This window comes from Nosocomiicoccus ampullae (genome assembly GCF_001696685.1).
GTDB classification, from domain to species: domain Bacteria; phylum Bacillota; class Bacilli; order Staphylococcales; family Salinicoccaceae; genus Nosocomiicoccus; species Nosocomiicoccus ampullae_A.
The window spans coordinates 1-18860 of record NZ_MBFG01000018.1 but is presented as its reverse complement, the minus strand read 5'-3'; the positions used below and the strand labels follow the sequence as shown (position 1 = coordinate 18860).

Genomic DNA, 18860 nt, shown 5'->3' with positions numbered 1-18860 from the left:
TGTTATTTTTCTTGAATGTCAATCGGTGACATCATTTTATCGACTTGTTCTTTAATATCTTTGTTTTCAAATTTAACGTTGTATTCATCGAGTAACTCTTTGTAGAAGTCCATGATTTTGTTTGGATCTTCTTGAATTTTTTCGTTAATCATTTTAGATTTTGCATCTGCAATTTCAGATTCTGACATATCTTCTGCCTTTTTGTCGAGGCGTTTAATGATATGGTAACCGAACTGTGTTTTTACAACGTCAGATACTTCGCCTGGTTTTAATTTGAATAATGCTTCCTCGAACTCAGGGACCATTTGACCTTTTGTAACGATACCTAATTTCCCGTCGTTCTTCGCACTACCAGTGTCGTCAGAATGTTCTTTCGCAAGCTTACTGAAGTCTTCACCATCGTTAACTTTTTTAAGAAGGTCTTCAGCCTCTTTTTTAGCTTCTTCGTCTGTTTTACCGTCTTCAGCTTCTTCATCGACTTTAATTAAAATATGTTGTGCGTCATATGCACCGTTAATCGCATCTTCATCAGAAATTTCTAGCTTTTCACTAAAGAATTTATTGTGTAGAATATTTGCGATTTTATTTTGCTTATAACCTTCGACAGTTAATCCTGGTTGGCTTTGAGAGAGTAGTTGAGCGAACTGATCTTCGCCACCATAACCTTCAATTTCTTTGTCGACATCTGCTTTAATTTTATCGATATCAACTTCATCTTTATATTTATCTTCGATTATTTTGTTTAATGCGAGTTCAAACGTTTGTGATGCGACTTCTTCCATACCAAATGAATTTAAAACGTCGTCCACTGTCACGTTTCCGGCGTCACTCTTTACGAGTGTTTCACCAAATTTTGTCTCTTTGCTATCGCTTTTTGATGCGTTATTGTCATCATTTGCACATGCAGATAAAATGAGTGCTGCAGATAACGTTGTTGTTGTGAGTAGTTTTTTCATCTTTTAAAACTCCTTTAAATTTTAGCTTTCACTAATATAACATAACATAAGCGGTGATGCATTTAATACATCACCGCCGATCATTATTTGTTATTTGGTTTATCGAAAGCGTGCTGAAGGTCTTCCGCTGTGTTTTGAAGTGTTGCGACGTCGTCTTTTAAATGATCGATATTTGGTTCAATATCTGATTTAAAGTTATCGACTAAGTCTTTCACTTCGTCAGTTAGTTCTTTAATGTTAGACGCTTCATGCTTTGCACGAAGTACAGATTGTTTAATGTTATTAATTTCTTCTTTAACTTGGCTTGCTGACGCACTCACTGTTCCAGAATTAGATTTTAAAGAAGCTGTGAGTTCACGTCCTGATTGAGGCGCATTTAGTACTGATAAAGAAACGCCACCTACAACACCAACGACAAAACCAACTGCAAAATTTCTAATACCCATTTATGTCACTTCCTTACGTATCATACATATTTCTTACCCGAAACGAATGTTTATTATGCATCGAGTTTAGATTTAATTGCTTCAGCGAACTGTTCACGTTCTTCTTCTGTAAACTCAATGTCTTCCCATTTGTAACCAAAACCGTCATGTTCGTCTTTATATCTCGGTAAAATGTGGAAGTGAATGTGGAATACAGATTGTCCAGCAAATTCACCGTTGTTTTGTATGACATTTAAACCTTCAGGGTTAAACGTATCATGTACTGCTTTTGATACGTTACGAATGACTTTCATATAATCGTTTGCTGTTTCATCGTCTAAATCAAAAATATTTTCGATACGCTTTTTAGGTACGACGAGCGTATGACCTTTAACAACAGGAAACGCATCTAAAAATGCGATGAAGTTATCATCTTCATAAATAATATTCGCATCGATATCTCGGTCGATAATCATTTCAAATACTGTTTTGTTCTCACTCATTAGTGTTCCCTCCATAATAAGTTATGATATAGTTTACTTAAGATTATTATATACTTATATACATGAATAACAAATTGAAAGAGAGTTTCAATATGAACATTTTAGAATTACAAAACGTTACTGGTGGTTATGGTAAAACACCAATTATTCACGATATTTCTTTTTCTTTAAAAGAAGGGGAGATCGTCGGCTTAATCGGTTTAAATGGTGCCGGTAAAAGTACGACTATTAAACATATATTAGGACTTTTATCCCCACATAGTGGAGAGATAAAAGTATTAGACAAAAATATCCGAGACGAAAATATGCGTAAACATTTAACGTATATTCCTGAGACACCAATTTTATATGAAGAATTGACGCTAAGAGAGCACATTCATATGACAGCAATGGCATACGGTTTAACTGAAGACATGGCGATGACAAGAGCAAAGCCACTACTCAAACTGTTTCGTTTAGAAAATGAACTCGATAAGTTTCCAGCACATTTCTCTAAAGGGATGAAACAAAAGGTCATGCTAATTTGTGCGTTTGTCGTTGAACCTGAGTTATTTATAATAGATGAACCGTTTCTAGGACTCGACCCGTTAGGTATCGAAGGTTTAATTGAGTTGATGATATCTATGCGAAATAAAGGTAAATCTATTTTAATGAGTACGCACATTTTAGCAACAGCTGAAAGATATTGTGACAGATATATTATTATTCATCACGGGAAAAAAATCGCAGACGGTACGATTGAGTCTCTAAGAGAAGAGACGGGTATTAACGGTACGTTAGATGATATTTATTTACATTTAACAGGTGACAGCAATGTGGACTGATTTATTTAAAACACGAATGGATAAAGACATATCTAAACGTATGTATTATATGAAGTTTATTTTTAACAGTCACTTTTTAATCTTTTTAACGATTGCACTCGGTGCATTTTTCTATTCGTTATTTGAGTTACGTGACGTGCTACATAACAATATATACGTCGATATGTTAGTCGCTGTACTCGTAGCGCTATCGATTACACCGACGTATCGCAGTTTGTTGAAAGAAGCGGACCTTATCTTTTTAGTGCCTGTAGAAGATGAATTAAATGGATATTTTAAAGGAGCAGAGCGATACTCATTAGCGCTCAGTTATATATTCCCAGTCGTGATGGTGATTTTAACGTTTATGCTCGTTTTAATTAACCATACGCTCATTGAATTCGCGATATTTTCAGTCGCAGTTATCGTGACAGTATATTTAACGTTTAAAATTAAAGTTGAAACGATTCACACGTTACTGAACACTCAACTTGTTATGTATGTTTTAATTATTTTAAACGCGATATTATTATATTTGACGTTAGTTAACATATACTTTGTCGCAATAATCCCGCTCGTATTAAGTATCGTGTTACTTCTTATTCGAAAAAAGCGAGTCTTAAAAGTGAATTGGACGAGATTAGTAGATTACGAAGCACATGAAATCAATCGTTTTAATACGATTATTTCGATGTTTGCGAACGTAAAAAATGCAGATAAAAAATTCAAACGTCGTAAATATTTAGACGTATTTATGAAAAAGCAAAACGTGAAGCATTTCGATCAAAATTATATGTATGATTATATGTTTCATCGTAGCTTTTTAAGAGACTTTGATCTGCCGATGATTATTTTAAGACTAATGCTACTCTTTACAATTTTCATCGTCTGGATGTCGAATATTTATGTGACTGTTATATTCTCACTGTTTGTGCTGTACATTATCATTTTACAGCTCACACAAATTTACCAGTCACAAGCGTATTTACTATGGCCGAAAATATGGCCAGTACAAAGAAGCAATATACAAACGTCATATATCCGCTACTCACATAAAGTAATATTCGTCATATCGATTATATTTGTAATCATCTTTGTCATTATGCACAATAAAGAGTTTTATATCGGTCTAATCTTCCCAATATTTGGTTACGTATTAAATCAAATGTTATCTAAAAATGTATATAAAAAAGAACGCGCACTGAGTGATTAATCTCAGCGCGCGTTTTTATGTTTAAAATTCGTCTTCTTCGTCTTGTTCTACTTCTTTAACAGTAAAGTAGAGTTGTGACGTTGCAAAGTCTTGGAACATACTTTCTTCGTTTTGGAATTTTTTAAGCACGTCTTGTGTTAAGTAATTCTTAAATGTGTCTGTCTGTTTAAAGTCATGGTATGCATCGATACTTGTAAATGTGACAATAACTAAATAGCTATCTTGATCGAGCTTACGTGCGATACGATATGCTTTTACACCTTTTACGTTGTCTAACTCTGATCTAAAATCACTTAAGTGTGAAATGATCGTCGATTTACCAATACCATACGCAGGGATATGAACTGCGTATGTTGGATGATCTTCGCTTAAATCACCTTTAGAATCTACAATTTCGTATGATTGTTCTGTTTCAAATGCAGATTTTTCTTCGTTATCTTCATAATATAAAACTGCAGTGTTTGGATTTGCTTGTAGATGTGCATTCGGATATTTTTCTTTTAAACTTTCTAAGTAGCTTACTGTTCCGTTTGTTTTGTGAAAATACATAATGATTACCTCTCATTCTTTCTAAGTTGTTATTCATCTTACATTATATATAGCCATAATCGAAAACTTGTTAAACATTTAGGAAATTTTTAAATATGACAATTCATTCACATTTCACGAAAACTTCATATATCATGTTACAATATTGTCGATACAAAAGTAATTAGGGGGAAAATCATTGTTTAATGATACGATTTTAAGAGCAGCTCGAGGAGAGAAAACAGATTACACACCTGTTTGGTTTATGCGTCAAGTTGGACGTTCACAACCAGAGTACAATAAGATCAAAGAACAATATGGTGGGTTAATCGAAATTACGAAGAATCCAGAGATTACAGCTTATTTAACAGCAACACCTGTTGAAAACTACAATGTAGATGCTGCGATTCTTTACAAAGATATTATTACACCACTTGCACCGATTGGTATCGATGTTGATATCGTAAAAGGTGTAGGACCTGTCATTGATAACCCGATTCGACGCATTGAAGACGTCGAAGCACTTGGTGAACTTGATCCAACAAAAGATTTAGATTACACAGTAAAAGCAATCGACATTTTAGTCAATGAAAAATTAAACGTTCCGTTAATTGGATTCTGTGGAGCGCCGTTCACTGTCGCAAGCTACATGATCGAAGGGGGCCCGACAAGAAGATACCACAAGACAAAATCGTTAATGTATAACGATGAAAAAACATGGTTTGCATTAATGGAAAAATTAACAGACATGAGTATCATTTACTTAAAAGCACAAGTGGATGCGGGTGCTAAAATGATTCAAATCTTTGACTCATGGGCAGGTGCATTAAACAAAGAAGATTATGAGTACTATTTAGGAAACTCTATGCGTCGTTTAATTAGTGAAACGAAAAAATTAGGTGTACCAGTCACAATTTTTGGAATTGGTGCAAGCCACTTATTAAAAGAGTGGGATACGTTAGGTAGTGACGTAATTGGTCTCGACTGGAGAACGTCGATTAAAGAAGCAAGAGAAATGGGAATTAATAAGTCATTACAAGGAAACTTAGACCCAGCAATTCTACTTGCAGAATGGGACGTTATTGAAAAGTATGCATCTCAAATTTTAGAGCAAGGTCAAAACAAAGGTCATATTTTCAACTTAGGGCACGGGGTATTCCCTGAAGTAAACCCAGATACGTTAAAACGATTAACAGAATTCGTTCACAATTATTCGAAAGGATTGTAATTTAACATGGCAAAAAAAGCATTACTCGTAATGGCGTACGGAACGCCGTATCAAGAATCAGATATCGAACCGTATTACACACATATACGTCACGGACGTCCACCTTCAGAAGAAGCATTAGAAGATTTAAAAATGCGTTATAAAGCAATCGGTGGTGTATCTCCATTAAAAGATACAACAAAACGTCAAGCGCTCGCATTAGTTGAAGAAATGAATAAGCGTAGTGACGATGAGTATGAGTTATTTATCGGATTAAAACACATCACACCGTTTATCGAAGAAGCGGTTGAAGACATTAATAAAGCGGGCATTAAAGAAATTGAAACTGTCGTACTTGCACCGCATTATTCAGCGTTTTCTGTAGAAACTTATAACAAACGTGCAAAAGAAGAAGCAGAAAAGTACGGTATTTCAGTAAAATCAGTCGATGATTTTTATCGTCAAGAGCCGTTCATTGATTACTGGGTAGAACAAGTCGAAGAAACGATGAAAACTATTCCAGAAGATGAGCACGATAAAACAGCAATTATTGTAAGTGCACATAGTTTACCTGAAAAAATGATCGTCGAAAATAACGATCCATATCCAAAACAATTAGAAGAGACGATGGAGCTCATTCGTGAGCGTGCGAATTTCGCTCACTATTTCACAGGATGGCAGTCTGAAGGAAACACGCCAGATCCTTGGTTAGGGCCTGACGTTCAAGATTTAACACAAGACTTATACGATGAACATCAATTTAAACACTTCGTTTACTTACCATTAGGTTTTGTATGTGAACATTTAGAAGTGTTATACGATAACGACTACGAATGTAAAGTAGTTACGGACCGCAACAACGCAGTGTACCACCGTCCACCAATGCCGAACACGGACCAACGATTCATCGACGCAATGGCAAACGAAATCGAAAAGCTATAAAGAGGTGAGTCACGTGAAAAAAGTATGTATTGTCGGAGGCGGGGTTACAGGATTATCTACTGCATACTATTTAACTAAAAATGGTATTGCTGTCGATTTATACGAAGCGAGTGAGAGAATCGGCGGTAAAATTAAAACGTACCGTAAAAATGGATTTGTCATCGAGCAAGGTGCAGAATCTTATATTAGTCGTAAACCTGATCTGACAGATCTCGCAGTAGAAATTGGTATGAAAGATGACCTCGTTCGAAATTTAACAGGGCGATCATTCATATATGCGAACGGTTCACTTAGTCCAGTTCCACAAAACACGATATTAGGTGTGCCGACGACTAAAGAAGCAATTCAAGATACAGAACTCTTATCTGTCAGAGGAAAAGCACGTGCGTTACTCGATAATCAAATTCCAGTCGTTGAAATGCATGGGGATATATCAGCCGGTGAATTCTTTAAAAAGCGTCTCGGTGAAGAAGTCGCGACAAATATGATCGAGCCGCTTCTCGGCGGTGTTTATAGTACAGCTTTAGACGAGATGAGTTTAATGGCGACGTATCCATTCTTTAAAGAAGAAGAAGAACGTTACGGTAGCCTTATAAAAGGAATGTACGAACGTAAAAAGCGCAGTCAAAATACTGGAGTTAAAGCACCAGTAGATAAAAAACAAGGGATGTTTTATCAATTTAAAAATGGACTGGAGTCTTTTATCGACCGTTTAAAAGAGGTCATTGAATCTCAAGGTGGTCATATTTATTTAAATACACCAGTTGAAAAAATTGAAAAACACGATGATCACTATGAAGTTACTGTTAGTAACAGTAAAAAAGAATATAGTGATGTCGTCGTTGCGACGATGCATTTTGCATATAAAGATTTAATTGACGAGCCGATGTTAGAGTATTTTAAACATATGAAGGCGACAACAGTGGCCAATATCGTATTATGCTTTGACGAATCACAAGTCGATAACGCACTTGACGGTACTGGGTTTGTAATTAATCGTCAAGAAGATGACATGGCGATGACTGCATGTACGTGGACGAACAAAAAGTGGGCACATTCCGCACCAGAAGGTAAAGCATTACTTCGAGCTTATATTGGCAAGCCGAACAATGAAACATTAAATGACCTCATTAAAAACGGCACAGACGAAGAAATTTTAGAAGCTGTCAGACGTGATTTAGATAAGATGATGAACATCACGGGAGAGCCCGAGTTCCATATTATTACACGTATGCCTGACGCTGCACCGAACTACTTAGTCGGTCATAAAGAAATGATCGATAAAATTCACGCGTATTTAAAGGAAAATTATAAAGGCCTTTACTTAATCGGCGCATCGCATTATGCAGTTGGATTACCAGACTGTGTAAAAGCAGCTAAAAATACAGCGTATGAGATTGTCGATTAAATGAATCAATTAGACTTACTTGCTATAATGGCAGTAAGTCTTTTTTAATGGAGGAAAACAATGAAATTTATATCAAACAATAATATAGATGACCCAATGATTAACTTAGCAATGGAGGAATACGTCTTAAGAGAGATTCCTACAGATGATTCGTACTTTTTATTTTATGTAAACGGACCATCGATCATCATCGGTAAAAATCAAAATACTGTTGAAGAAATTAATGAAAAATATACACGTGAAAATGGCATTAAAGTCGTACGTAGAGTGAGTGGCGGTGGTGCAGTGTATCACGACAAAAACAATTTAAACTTTAGTTTTGTAACTGAAGATGATGGAAATAGTTTCCACAACTTTAAAAAGTTTACGCAACCAATTGTCGACGTATTAAATGACTTAGGTGTTCCAGCAGAACTTGTCGGTAGAAACGACATTGAAGTGAATGGTAAAAAGATTTCAGGCAATGCGATGGTGTCTATTAAAGGACGTATGTTTAGTCACGGAACGATTATGCTAGATAGCGACCTTGAAGCGGTTCAAAACTCACTAAAAGTAAACCCTAAAAAGATCGAATCAAAAGGTATTAAATCTGTAAGAAGTCGCGTAGGTAACGTGAATGAGTTTTTAGATGAACCATTAGATATCGAACGATTTAAACGACTTATTTTAGAAAAGATATTTGGTAGTGTAGAGGAAATTGAAGAGTATGAGTTAACAGATGAAGACTGGGATAAAATCATGACGTTATCTAAAGAAAAGTACCAAACTGATGATTGGAACTTCGGTAAAAACCCACACTACAATTTTGAAGCGAGTCATAAATTTGATGCAGGACTATTAGATGTCCGTTTAGAAGTCCAAAAAGGAATAATAGAACGTGCGGCAATTTTCGGAGATTTCTTTGGAATTGGAGAGATTAAAGATATTGAAGAAAAATTAATCGGTGTTAGACACGATTATAAATCGATCGACGAAGCACTGAAAGATGTTGATATACCGCACTATTTAGGACGTATTACAAGAGAGGAATTTTTAGAACTAATCGTATAAAATATATCGAAAATCGAAATATCCCGTTAATTCTCAAAAATTTAGGGTAAGTAAAATTTATATACTAAATTATTTGAGGGGATATCATGAAAAAACGTAAAGAAAAACGTGAGTCATTCGACAGTACGATGTCGAGGCGTTTTGTATGGGCAATCGCTTACGGTTCATCGATCGGATGGGGTGCGTTCATATTACCAGGTGACTGGTTAAAATCTTCAGGTACGCTCGGTGCCGTTTTAGGGATTATTATCGGTGGATTACTCATGTTAATGATTGCTGTCGGTTATGGTGCGTTAACAGCGAAGTTTCCAGTGTCTGGGGGAGAATTTGCATTTACGTACGTTGGATTCGGAAAGTACTTTAGTTTCATATCATCATGGTTTTTAATTTTCGGATATATATGTGTAGTAGCAGTAAATGCGAGTGCTTTTAGTTTACTATTTAAATTTATACTTCCGGACTTTTTAGAAGTTGGATATTTATATTCAATTGCAGGCTGGGATGTATATATTACTGAGGTTATTTTATCGACATTTATTTTAATCGTATTTGCGATAATTAGTTTTAAAGGATCAGGACTTTCAGGGAAACTGCAGTTTTACTTTTGTTTATTTATGGCAATCGTTGTGGCGGGATTATTTACTTTATCATTTACACCGTCAACATTTAGCTTTGAAAATGCAGTTCCACTATTTAATGAAGACGTCGGAGTTTTAAGTTCGATTATCGTAATTGTTGCAATTGCACCGTGGATGTATGTCGGCTTTGACAACATCCCGCAAGCAGCAGAAGAATTTAACTTTGAAGCGAATCAGACGTTTAAATTGATTGTATTTGGAATCGTTGCAAGTATTGTTACATACGTGCTTATGATTTTAATTACATCGTGGACGTTCCCGTATACTGAAATGCTTGAGGAATCTAAGTTATGGTTAACAGGAGACGTCATTCATTCAGCGTTTGGTAAAATCGGACTATTCTTCTTAGCGCTGTCGATTTCATTTGGTGTATTTACAGGGTTAAATGGATTTTACTTATCATCATCACGACTCATCTTTGCATTAGGTCGTGCGAAATTTATACCAGAAGCATTTTCAAAACTGCATAGAAAAACAAATACACCGTTAAACGCAATCATATTCGTCATGGTCGTCTGTTTAGCAGCACCTTGGCTTGGACGAACAGCACTCAGCTGGATCGTCGATATGTCATCCGTCGGTGTATCGATAGCATTTTTAGCAACGAGTTTAGTTACAGTAAAATTCTTTAGCGATAAACGACATAAAAGCACACTATATACGGTATTTGGAGTCATCGGAGCAATCATCTCAGCAGTATTCCTGTTGTTATTACTAATTCCAGGATCACCAGCAGCACTCACACTACCGTCATATATCGCATTAGGAATCTGGACAATCATTGGATTAGTATTCTTCATGTTCCAGTTTAATAAACTAAAAAGCCTAAAACGAGAAGAACTCGATCACTTGATTTTAGACATGACAAGAGAGGAAATACATTCGAAAGAGATATAGAGGAGAAAACCGAGTTAAGGTAAACCTTAGCTCGGTTTTTTATATGAATAATAATAAAGCTAATTGTTGACTAAAGTTTTTAATTCTTATAAAATAAAATGCATATATATGAAAACGTTATCAAAAAGAGGGATGGATAATGAGAAAGATGGTAATGGTTATCTTTTTAGTCTTGCTCGCAGGGTGCTCAAATCATGCGGATGAAAAGGACAATATAGAGTTACAGCTTGGGCACGCACTATCTCCAGGAACCGCTGCGTCAGACGAACTAGAGCGAATGGCAGAAGCGGTTGAAGAGAGAACAAATGGAAAAGTGACATTTGATATATATGGAAATAGTAAGCTTGGATCTGAAACAGAAATGCTTCAACAAATCCAAATGGGTGCAATGGATGCTGGCGCAATTATGATTGGTTCAATGCAAACGATGGATATGCGCCTTGCTATTGAAGACTTACCATATATGTGGAAAGATCAACAAACTGCACGAGAAGCATATGAAGGTGAATTTGGTGATTATTTATCTGGAATTGCGTCTGAATATAATCTTCACCAAATTGGATACTTAGAATGGGGATTTAGACATATCACGAATAATTCTAAACCAATTGTAGAACCTGAAGATGTTAAGAACTTAGATATACGAGTTGCTGAAACCGCTTTAAGAGTTGACACTTTTGAAGCGTTGGGAGCAATGCCAACAGTAATGGCATTTAGTGAGGTCTATGGTGCTCTTCAACAAGGTGCATTAGATGCTCAAGAAAATCCGCTCGCAAACATAGCTGCACCAAGGTTTTATGAAGTACAGGACTACTTATCGCTTACAGGGCACTTTTATAATACTGTAATGGTTGTCATATCTGAAGACACGTGGAATGAAATTTCTAAAGAAAACCAAGAGATTATTTTAGAAGAAATGAAAAAATCAACAGAAAATGTTTATGCAGCAAACGATGATAATGAATCATCGTATTTACAAGAATTAGAAGAGAACGGTATGCAAATTAACGACGATGTAAATACAGAATCATTTAGAGAGAAGCTACTTCCAGTATATGATAAGTGGGAAGAAAAAGTGTTCGGTAAAGAGTTAATGGATGTTTACCGTAAAGCATCAGGATTTGAATAGGAAGGTGTAACATGCAAAAGATGATAGTAAAGACACTCAACTGGCTATGTATCGCTGCCATTACGATATTAACCGTCATTATATTACTTCAAGTTATCGCAAGATTTTTAAACTTTACACTTATCGGTACAGATGAGTTATCAAGATTGTTAATCGTATGGCTGACTTTTTTAGGTACGAGTTTAGCATTTCATGAAGATATGCACTTGTCCGTACAATACTTTGTAAACAAGTTAGATGATAAAAAGAAAAGGTTTGTAAACTTGATTGTAAACGGTTTACTTATAATATTTTTCTTAATTATTGCGTTTTATGGAGTTAAATTTTCAATTGCATCTATGAATTACGTATCGTCATCTCTACAGTTACCGATGAGTATATTCTATTTAGCATTACCTGTCGGTGCATTATTCTCAATTTATTTTTTAATCATATCAACAAAAAATATTTATGAAAGCAAGTAAGAGGTGAAGGTATGACTATTCTATTAATATTACTCGCATTTTTTGGTCTGTTATTTTTAGGGATGCCAATTGCTTTCGTGATTGGTATTGTCGTCAGTCTAATATTACTGTTAGACGGAGTTCCACTGGAGATTCTCATTCAGCGCATGTTTGCTGGTGTAAATAACTTTTCATATTTAGCAATACCGCTTTTTATATTAGCCGGTAACATTATGGCTGAAGGTGGACTAACTAAAAGATTAATGGCATTTAGTAAAATGCTAGTCGGTAAATTAACCGGTGGTACTGCTATTACAACAGTAATTACAACAGCATTATTCGGAACAGTGTCAGGGTCAACAGTCGCGACGACTTATGCTGTAGGGTCTGTGTTGGTTCCGAGGTTAAAAGAAGAAAAATATAGCAATTCGTTTATAGCGAGTATCATAGGTCCAGCAGGAGTATTAGGACTAATTATACCGCCGAGTATTACGATGGTAATTTTAGGAATTACAGCAAATATTTCAATTGGTAAATTATTCTTAGCAGGAATTATACCAGGAATTATTTTAACTTTATTTCTTTGTATTTATGTAAGTGTTATTGCGAGAATGAAAGGATATGGAGAAATTAGAGAAGAAAAGTTAACGAATGAAGATTTCTTAAAAACGACAAAGGAAGCATTTTTACCGTTACTCGCGCCAGTCTTCATTTTAGGAAGTATCTTCTTAGGAGTTGCGACAGCAACTGAAGCGGCCGTCATTGCGGTTGCATATAGTTTCTTACTTACTATTTACTATAAGGAAATGAGTTTTTCAACTTTTAAGCATATTATGAAAGACTCAGCAGTAACATCTGCATCGATATTAGTAATTATTTCTGCAGCAAGTGCATTTACATATTTACTAACGGTTAAAAAGATTCCAGCTACGATTTCGGACTTTTTCTTTAGCTATGTAGATTCACCAATTATGTTCTTATTAGTCGTTTCTTTAATACTATTTATTTTAGGTATGTTAACAGAAGTAACATCTCTAATTATACTGTTAAGTCCAATATTCATGCCACTCGCAATTCAGTACAATATCGATCCAATTCATTTTGGAATGGTTCTTATTATGAACTTCGCACTCGCGAATATTACACCACCGGTCGGTTTATCACTAATTGCAGGGTGTAGTATTACAGATAAGGGAATGGGTATAGAAAAGACGCTACCGTATATCGTGCATATATTAATTATTGTCACGGCAATGGTAATTCTTATTATATTCTTCCCGATACTATCAACGTTCCTTCCAAGTATAATGATAGAATAATTTTAAGTAGGTGATGAAATGATATTTAATGAAAAAGAACCTTTTAAAATAGATAACCACTTCGGTGGTAAGGGCACAATTGAAATTTATAAACATGTTAAAAATGATGATCTAGAAAATATCTACATGGTAGCGAACGTCGTGTTACCAAAAGGTACATCTATTGGTTATCATTTACACGACAAAGACTCTGAAATTTACCACATAATAAAAGGTAAAGGTCTATTTATAGATGAGAACAAAGAGGAACATGTCGTTCATAAAAATGAATGTTGCGTTATTAAAAAAGGACAGTCTCACGGAATTGAAAATGTTGGAGACGAGGAGTTAGAATTTATTGCGATATTATTTTAAATTTAAAAAGCTGATTGAGTTTATGATTAAATCTCGATCAGCTTTTTCATTTGAATACAGTTTTCATATTAATTTTTAACATTTTTTAATAACTCCGTATACTCATTAAACATCTCTTCGTTTTTAGTTAATAACGCCTCTTCGATTTTTTGTAAATAATGTGCTTCTTTAAAATGATTTAAAGACTCTTCGAGAATAAGATCCGCCGAAAGATCAGTAGCGGCTTGTAAAAACGCACGACGTTGAGCGAGTAGTTTAACTGATTTACTTTCCATTGGTAACGCCTCCAATCAATTGATAATTATTATTATAGTGAGTAGTTATGTGGAAGTCAATATAATATTTGAAATTGTCTGAAAATAATAACAGTTAGATAGATTATAAAATGAAGAATCACACAGTGATAGAATTATTCTCTGTGTGATCATAATATTTATTTAAGTGGTCCAGCAGATTTAACCTTAACGTGTGTAGCGCCACCTGGTAAATAAGCAAGTGGTATTTCATCAAATGTAATTACTTCTGTTTTTTCTCTTACTGCACCAGCTTCAACAGCATCTTCAATAGCAAGTTTTTTTAATTCGTCGATGACTGACTCTCTTGTGTCAGGGCTAATATTTACCACTTTTTCAACTTCGCCACTAACATCTGAAATAGCTGATCCTATAGCGTTAGCGACCGAACCGCTCTCTGGATTAGCGACGACACTTGCACCTTCGATTTTGCTATCTGATTTTATTAATGCACTTCCTCCGCCAACTAGTACAACGGGTATATTATCTCTCGAAGTCTTCATTTTTTCTACTGCGATCTCAATCATTTTTAACATTTCTTGGTAGACAGCATCTACAAACTCGGAATCTAAATGAGATAATTTCTCTTTATCTCCAAGGTTTAGAAAACCTTTCGCTACTGCAATGTCAGTAGTTGTAAGAGTATCACCACCAAAAACAAGTGCTTTCTCTGGCAGTTGATATCCTACACTTTCTGGACCGACTGTAAAGGAATTAACATCACCAGTAATAATTGTACCTCCACCTAAAGCGATAGAGTATATATCAGGCATTCTAAAGTTCGTTTGAACACCACTTAATTCGACAGAAATTGATGATTCTCTTGGGAAGCCTTTTTGAAGGACTCCAATATCCGTTGTTGTACCTCCAATATCTACTATAATTGCATCATCAAATTCTGAAAGATAACTAGCACCACGTAAACTGTTTGTTGGTCCACATGCCACAGTGAGAATAGGGTATTTTAATGTATATTCTTTACTCATAAGCGTTCCATCATTCTGACAAAAGTATGGAGTGGCTGGAATGCCGTGTTTTCTTAAAGCATTTTCAAAGCCAGTGATTGTACGCTCAGCTACTGTCTGAATTGCGGAATTTAATACAGTTGCATTCTCTCTTTCTAATAATCCTAAACTACCGATTTCTGAAGATAGGGAAATAGGAATATCATCTCCTAATAAATCTCGTAGAATTTTTGCTGCCTTAATCTCATGAACATTGTTTACAGGCGAAAATATGGAAGTAATCGATATTGAATCAACTTTATTCTTTATTTGAGTTGCAATTTCTTCCAGTTTCTCGACATCTAAACCACTAATTAGTTCTCCGTTAAATTCGTGACCGCCAGCTACTTGATATACGTGATTACTTAATTTTTCTTTTAAATCATCCGGAACATCATAAAGTGGTTCAATAGCTGCTCCCGCTGGCAACCCAATTCTAATAGTTGCAACTTTATCTAAACCATTTCGTGTAACAATGGCATTTGTACATTGTGTTGTACCTAACATTGCATGCTTGATATTATTTTTGTCTAATGTAGTATCTTCGAGAAGTTTTTGAATAACGTTGTTAATACCTGTTTCAATATCATCTGTAGTAGGGGATTTGAAAGATGATAATACGTTTAGGTTTTCATCTAAAATGGCACCGTCAGTATTTGTCCCACCCACATCTATACCTAATTTATACATTTTATTTACCTCCATTTAATGACTCGATCGTTTCATAGTCTAAATCATAACCAAAATATCTTGGACCAACAGTGTCGATTGCTTTTTTTGTCCTCCACTTTTCATCAGCTGGCATACCTAGAATTACGACTCTCATTCCAAACTGTAAACCTTCAGTAGTAATTGGCATACCTGTTTCTTTATCTAATACCGTAACTAAATCGGGAGTAATCGCTTTTGGTACATCGTTTACATAACAAATTAGATTTTCATTTTGAAACTCGACTGAAGCAGTTTGATTATTAAATTCATCAATCCCTTCAAAGTTTGCTTTTCCTTTAACAAAGCCACCATCAGTAGCTCTATTAATATCTACAATTTTTCCTGAAAATAATACATAACCATTTAATTTGGTTTTTAATGATTCAATAACATTTGATTTATTTAATAAAATATCACCGATTTCTTCTTCGAGAGTTAAAGAGTGATGGACTGCGCTTTCTTTGACTTCTTTACCAGTCATAGGGTATATAGCATTAAGTAAGGAACCTCCTGAAACCATAGTGACTGAGCGCGCAATTTTTTCTGCATATACACCATCAATGGCATTTACTAGTGTTGCATTTTCTTTTTCATCCGTTAACACCATTGGAGATGCATTAATGCCATCTAAATAGAAAGTAACCATTTGTAATTCAGGGAAAGCACGTCCCATACCATCTGAATCAACGATAGGTAAATCTAGAGTAGCTGCTAAAGCGATTGGAATTAGTGAGTTGACTCCACCGGCTTCGATAGGCATTGTAGCAGTAATTTTCTTACCTAAATGTTTTTCTAGTTCCTTAAATGCGGCAATAGCTTCGTCACCAGATGGAATTTTCTCTACCATTACTGATGGAGCCCCCATCATAGCTGATGGAACAACTAGGTCATCATCATTTAGTTCGTCATAACTAATTAATTTAACAGGACCATACTTTTCAATAGCTTGTTTTGCCATTAATTTACCTATATAGGGATCACCACCACCACCTGTACCAAGTAAAGCAGCTCCAAGTGACATTTTTTCTATTTCTTCTAAACCAATGAGTCTCATAAATTTCTACTTCCTTTCACATCTAAATTAAATTTGCTAACTATCAGTTGTAGTATTAAAGCAATTAAGTATGCATCTAATGCTGAAATCGTTGTTAATTTGAATAAATCAAAACCTATTGGTGCAGGCGAGGTAGATAATGCGATTAAAATTGCTACGACCCAGATAATAACACTGAAATAATTAAACTTAATTATGTGTGGTATATGACTATAATGATATTTTGAATGTCTCATAAAAAAGTCGGCTACATATATCCCACCAACAGGAGGTATCATTATACTTAAAACACTCAAGAACGGAATAAAGTTTTGGTAAATACCTGTTATAGCGAATACCGTTCCAACTGTACCTGCAAAAATAGTAATAATATATTTAGGAATCATTTTAAACACTACTGAAAAGGCAAGGGATGATGAATATAGATTGGTATTATTTGTTGTCCATTGAGCTAAAATTAAGACTAGCATACCACCCGTTCCCCATCCGATACTTATCATAATTTGTACAACATCAGTTTGAGATGTTGCTTTTGCCAAGAATACAGCAAGAATTAATACAATAGAATATCCTACAAAGTAGCTCAGTAATGAAGCTATTAATGTATCCGTCGATGATTTTGAATATCTAGAAAAATCAGGAGCTATTATAATCCCAATCGCAAGAGATCCAATGACGATTGAAATTCCTGCTCCAAATGTTATTGTTTCTCCAGTTAAAGGCGCATTAATTAACTCCGTAATGTTATAACTTTTAAGGATAATAAAAGCTGATCCGATTAGTAAGAAAGCAAGAAGAGGTACTGCAAATATACTTAATTTTTCAAGGGCTTTATAACCAATCATTGATGTTACTGTCATCAAGAAGCCACCCAATATTACTAACCAAACTTTGTTTATTTCAACACCAAAAACGGAATTGATTACTGCATAAAGACTAGACCCAAAAAGATCGAGTTGGACTCCAAACCATCCAAAAAGAGCAACGGCAATTACTAAAGAGACTAGAAATGCACCGTATCTCCCTAATGCAAAAGTGGATACCATTGCCGTAGATAAACCTGTCTTATCTCCGACGAATCCGGAAAACGCATTTAAGATAGAGAGTATGAATGCCCCAATTCCAGCAGAAATAATAGCTTGTTCTAGACTCATTCCGCTACCTAAAGCTCCTCCGAGAGCAGTTGCGGATAGAGCAATTATTCCCGCAGTCCAGACTAATGAAAGTTTGACCCAACTTTGTCTTTTTTCCTGTGGAACTGGTTCGATTTCATAATCTTCAAGTATGTTAGACTTTTCTATTTCACTAACTTCCATAATAAACACCTCATTTTTTTAATGATTTATAAGAATATAAAAGTAAATTCTTTGATATGGCCAATCGTTTTGGCATATCTTCTGTTGAATAAACGATACTTTCCCAAAACAATGCATTTGATAAGAGGACTATATATTCAAGAAGTAGTTTACTTGATTCTTTATCAAAATTATCGTTTGATAAATATTTTTCAAATGAATCTGCTAGCCAAGTTGAGTATCTAAATTGGTAATGATTAATCTTTTCTTGAATTTCTAAGTTATGACTATTAATAAGTTGTAAATAAGCCATAGTATCAATTGGATTGTCTTTATGAAATTTCACTATGTTATCAAGTAATAAATTTAGAGAATCAAGAGTACTTATATTTTTATTGAATAAATCGGCTGATATTAAGGAATCTAGATGACGACCTAGTATAATATCGACACACTCTAAAACGAGCTCTTCTTTACTTTTAAAAAAATAATAAATACTTGCTGACTTAATTCCACAATCTAAAGCGATGTTTTTCATAGTGGTACCATCAATGCCAAATTTTGAAATATTTTCAATCGTAGCATTGATAATTTCATCTTTTTTGTTCAAAAAAACTCACCTACCTAACGTTTGATAGGTATATTATCACGAATATTCTTACTTGTAAATATATTCTGACAATTTAAT

20 protein-coding genes are annotated in these 18860 nt (G+C 34.8%); 11 read left to right on the top strand and 9 right to left on the bottom strand.

The window, feature by feature from the left end; all coding sequences use genetic code 11:
• Window positions 1-2: 2 nt before the first annotated feature.
• The 3 genes from BBS29_RS07040 to BBS29_RS07030 all read right to left on the bottom strand — a co-directional run bounded on the left by BBS29_RS07040 (window position 3) and on the right by BBS29_RS07030 (window position 1884).
• Entirely contained in the window at window positions 3-956 is a 954-nt protein-coding gene (locus BBS29_RS07040) for a foldase protein PrsA (RefSeq protein ID WP_068130629.1), read from the bottom strand.
• A gap of 83 nt (window positions 957-1039) precedes the next feature.
• Complete coding sequence (locus BBS29_RS07035; RefSeq protein ID WP_068130626.1) at window positions 1040-1402, bottom strand: YtxH domain-containing protein; 363 nt, start codon at window positions 1400-1402, stop codon at window positions 1040-1042.
• Between the two features lie 53 nt (window positions 1403-1455).
• Window positions 1456-1884: an HIT family protein gene (locus tag BBS29_RS07030; protein WP_068130624.1), complete on the bottom strand. Its 429-nt coding sequence runs from the start codon at window positions 1882-1884 to the stop codon at window positions 1456-1458.
• Between the two features lie 92 nt (window positions 1885-1976).
• Between BBS29_RS07030 and BBS29_RS07025 the strand changes: the two genes are divergently transcribed.
• Both BBS29_RS07025 and BBS29_RS07020 read left to right on the top strand, forming a co-directional pair.
• Window positions 1977-2708 carry an ABC transporter ATP-binding protein gene (locus tag BBS29_RS07025; protein WP_068130621.1) on the top strand — a complete coding sequence of 244 codons (732 nt, stop codon included), beginning with the start codon at window positions 1977-1979 and terminating at the stop codon, window positions 2706-2708.
• Window positions 2698-3900 carry an ABC transporter permease gene (locus BBS29_RS07020; RefSeq protein ID WP_068130618.1) on the top strand — a complete coding sequence of 401 codons (1203 nt, stop codon included), beginning with the start codon at window positions 2698-2700 and terminating at the stop codon, window positions 3898-3900. Before BBS29_RS07025 ends, BBS29_RS07020 begins: the two co-directional genes overlap by 11 nt.
• 21 nt (window positions 3901-3921) lie before the next feature.
• On the opposite strand, the gene BBS29_RS07015 is transcribed toward BBS29_RS07020, so the two are convergent.
• On the bottom strand, window positions 3922-4449 hold the full coding sequence (locus tag BBS29_RS07015; protein ID WP_068130616.1) for an antibiotic biosynthesis monooxygenase: 528 nt from the start codon (window positions 4447-4449) through the stop codon (window positions 3922-3924).
• A gap of 178 nt (window positions 4450-4627) precedes the next feature.
• Here BBS29_RS07015 and hemE point away from each other — a divergent pair, with 178 nt between their 5' ends.
• The 9 genes from hemE (at window position 4628) to BBS29_RS06970 (ending at window position 13815) form a co-directional block, all read left to right on the top strand.
• On the top strand, window positions 4628-5656 hold the full coding sequence (gene hemE, locus BBS29_RS07010; protein ID WP_068130614.1) for a uroporphyrinogen decarboxylase: 1029 nt from the start codon (window positions 4628-4630) through the stop codon (window positions 5654-5656).
• 6 nt (window positions 5657-5662) lie between these two features.
• Complete coding sequence (gene hemH / locus BBS29_RS07005; RefSeq protein ID WP_068130611.1) at window positions 5663-6577, top strand: ferrochelatase; 915 nt, start codon at window positions 5663-5665, stop codon at window positions 6575-6577.
• Window positions 6578-6590: 13 nt separating this feature from the next.
• Complete coding sequence (gene hemG / locus BBS29_RS07000; RefSeq protein ID WP_068130608.1) at window positions 6591-7985, top strand: protoporphyrinogen oxidase; 1395 nt, start codon at window positions 6591-6593, stop codon at window positions 7983-7985.
• Window positions 7986-8045: 60 nt separating this feature from the next.
• Window positions 8046-9035: a lipoate--protein ligase gene (locus BBS29_RS06995; RefSeq protein ID WP_068130603.1), complete on the top strand. Its 990-nt coding sequence runs from the start codon at window positions 8046-8048 to the stop codon at window positions 9033-9035.
• An 86-nt stretch (window positions 9036-9121) separates the two neighbouring features.
• Window positions 9122-10570 (top strand): APC family permease, encoded by a 1449-nt coding sequence (locus BBS29_RS06990; protein WP_068130601.1) that lies wholly within the window; start codon window positions 9122-9124, stop codon window positions 10568-10570.
• Between the two features lie 139 nt (window positions 10571-10709).
• Window positions 10710-11699, top strand: coding sequence for a DctP family TRAP transporter solute-binding subunit (locus BBS29_RS06985; RefSeq protein ID WP_068130597.1), 990 nt, complete (start codon window positions 10710-10712; stop codon window positions 11697-11699).
• A gap of 11 nt (window positions 11700-11710) precedes the next feature.
• A complete protein-coding gene (locus BBS29_RS06980; RefSeq protein WP_068130595.1) occupies window positions 11711-12163 on the top strand; it encodes a TRAP transporter small permease in 453 nt (150 codons plus the stop codon).
• A gap of 11 nt (window positions 12164-12174) precedes the next feature.
• On the top strand, window positions 12175-13461 hold the full coding sequence (locus tag BBS29_RS06975) for a TRAP transporter large permease (protein WP_068130593.1): 1287 nt from the start codon (window positions 12175-12177) through the stop codon (window positions 13459-13461).
• An 18-nt stretch (window positions 13462-13479) separates the two neighbouring features.
• The gene (locus BBS29_RS06970) at window positions 13480-13815 is read left to right on the top strand and encodes a cupin domain-containing protein (RefSeq protein ID WP_068130590.1); all 336 of its coding nucleotides are present in this window, start codon (window positions 13480-13482) and stop codon (window positions 13813-13815) included.
• A 68-nt stretch (window positions 13816-13883) separates the two neighbouring features.
• Here the strand turns inward: BBS29_RS06970 and BBS29_RS06965 are convergent, their stop codons facing one another.
• The 5 genes from BBS29_RS06965 to BBS29_RS06945 all read right to left on the bottom strand — a co-directional run bounded on the left by BBS29_RS06965 (window position 13884) and on the right by BBS29_RS06945 (window position 18782).
• The gene (locus BBS29_RS06965) at window positions 13884-14090 is read right to left on the bottom strand and encodes an IDEAL domain-containing protein (protein WP_068130587.1); all 207 of its coding nucleotides are present in this window, start codon (window positions 14088-14090) and stop codon (window positions 13884-13886) included.
• A 158-nt stretch (window positions 14091-14248) separates the two neighbouring features.
• A complete protein-coding gene (locus tag BBS29_RS06960) occupies window positions 14249-15802 on the bottom strand; it encodes a hydantoinase/oxoprolinase N-terminal domain-containing protein (RefSeq protein WP_068130585.1) in 1554 nt (517 codons plus the stop codon).
• A gap of 1 nt (window position 15803) precedes the next feature.
• Window positions 15804-16877 carry a DUF917 domain-containing protein gene (locus BBS29_RS06955; RefSeq protein WP_068130582.1) on the bottom strand — a complete coding sequence of 358 codons (1074 nt, stop codon included), beginning with the start codon at window positions 16875-16877 and terminating at the stop codon, window positions 15804-15806.
• Window positions 16874-18193 carry a purine-cytosine permease family protein gene (locus BBS29_RS06950; protein WP_068130578.1) on the bottom strand — a complete coding sequence of 440 codons (1320 nt, stop codon included), beginning with the start codon at window positions 18191-18193 and terminating at the stop codon, window positions 16874-16876. Before BBS29_RS06950 ends, BBS29_RS06955 begins: the two co-directional genes overlap by 4 nt.
• A gap of 10 nt (window positions 18194-18203) precedes the next feature.
• Window positions 18204-18782 carry a TetR/AcrR family transcriptional regulator gene (locus tag BBS29_RS06945; protein ID WP_068130574.1) on the bottom strand — a complete coding sequence of 193 codons (579 nt, stop codon included), beginning with the start codon at window positions 18780-18782 and terminating at the stop codon, window positions 18204-18206.
• Between the last annotated feature and the right edge of the window lie 78 nt (window positions 18783-18860).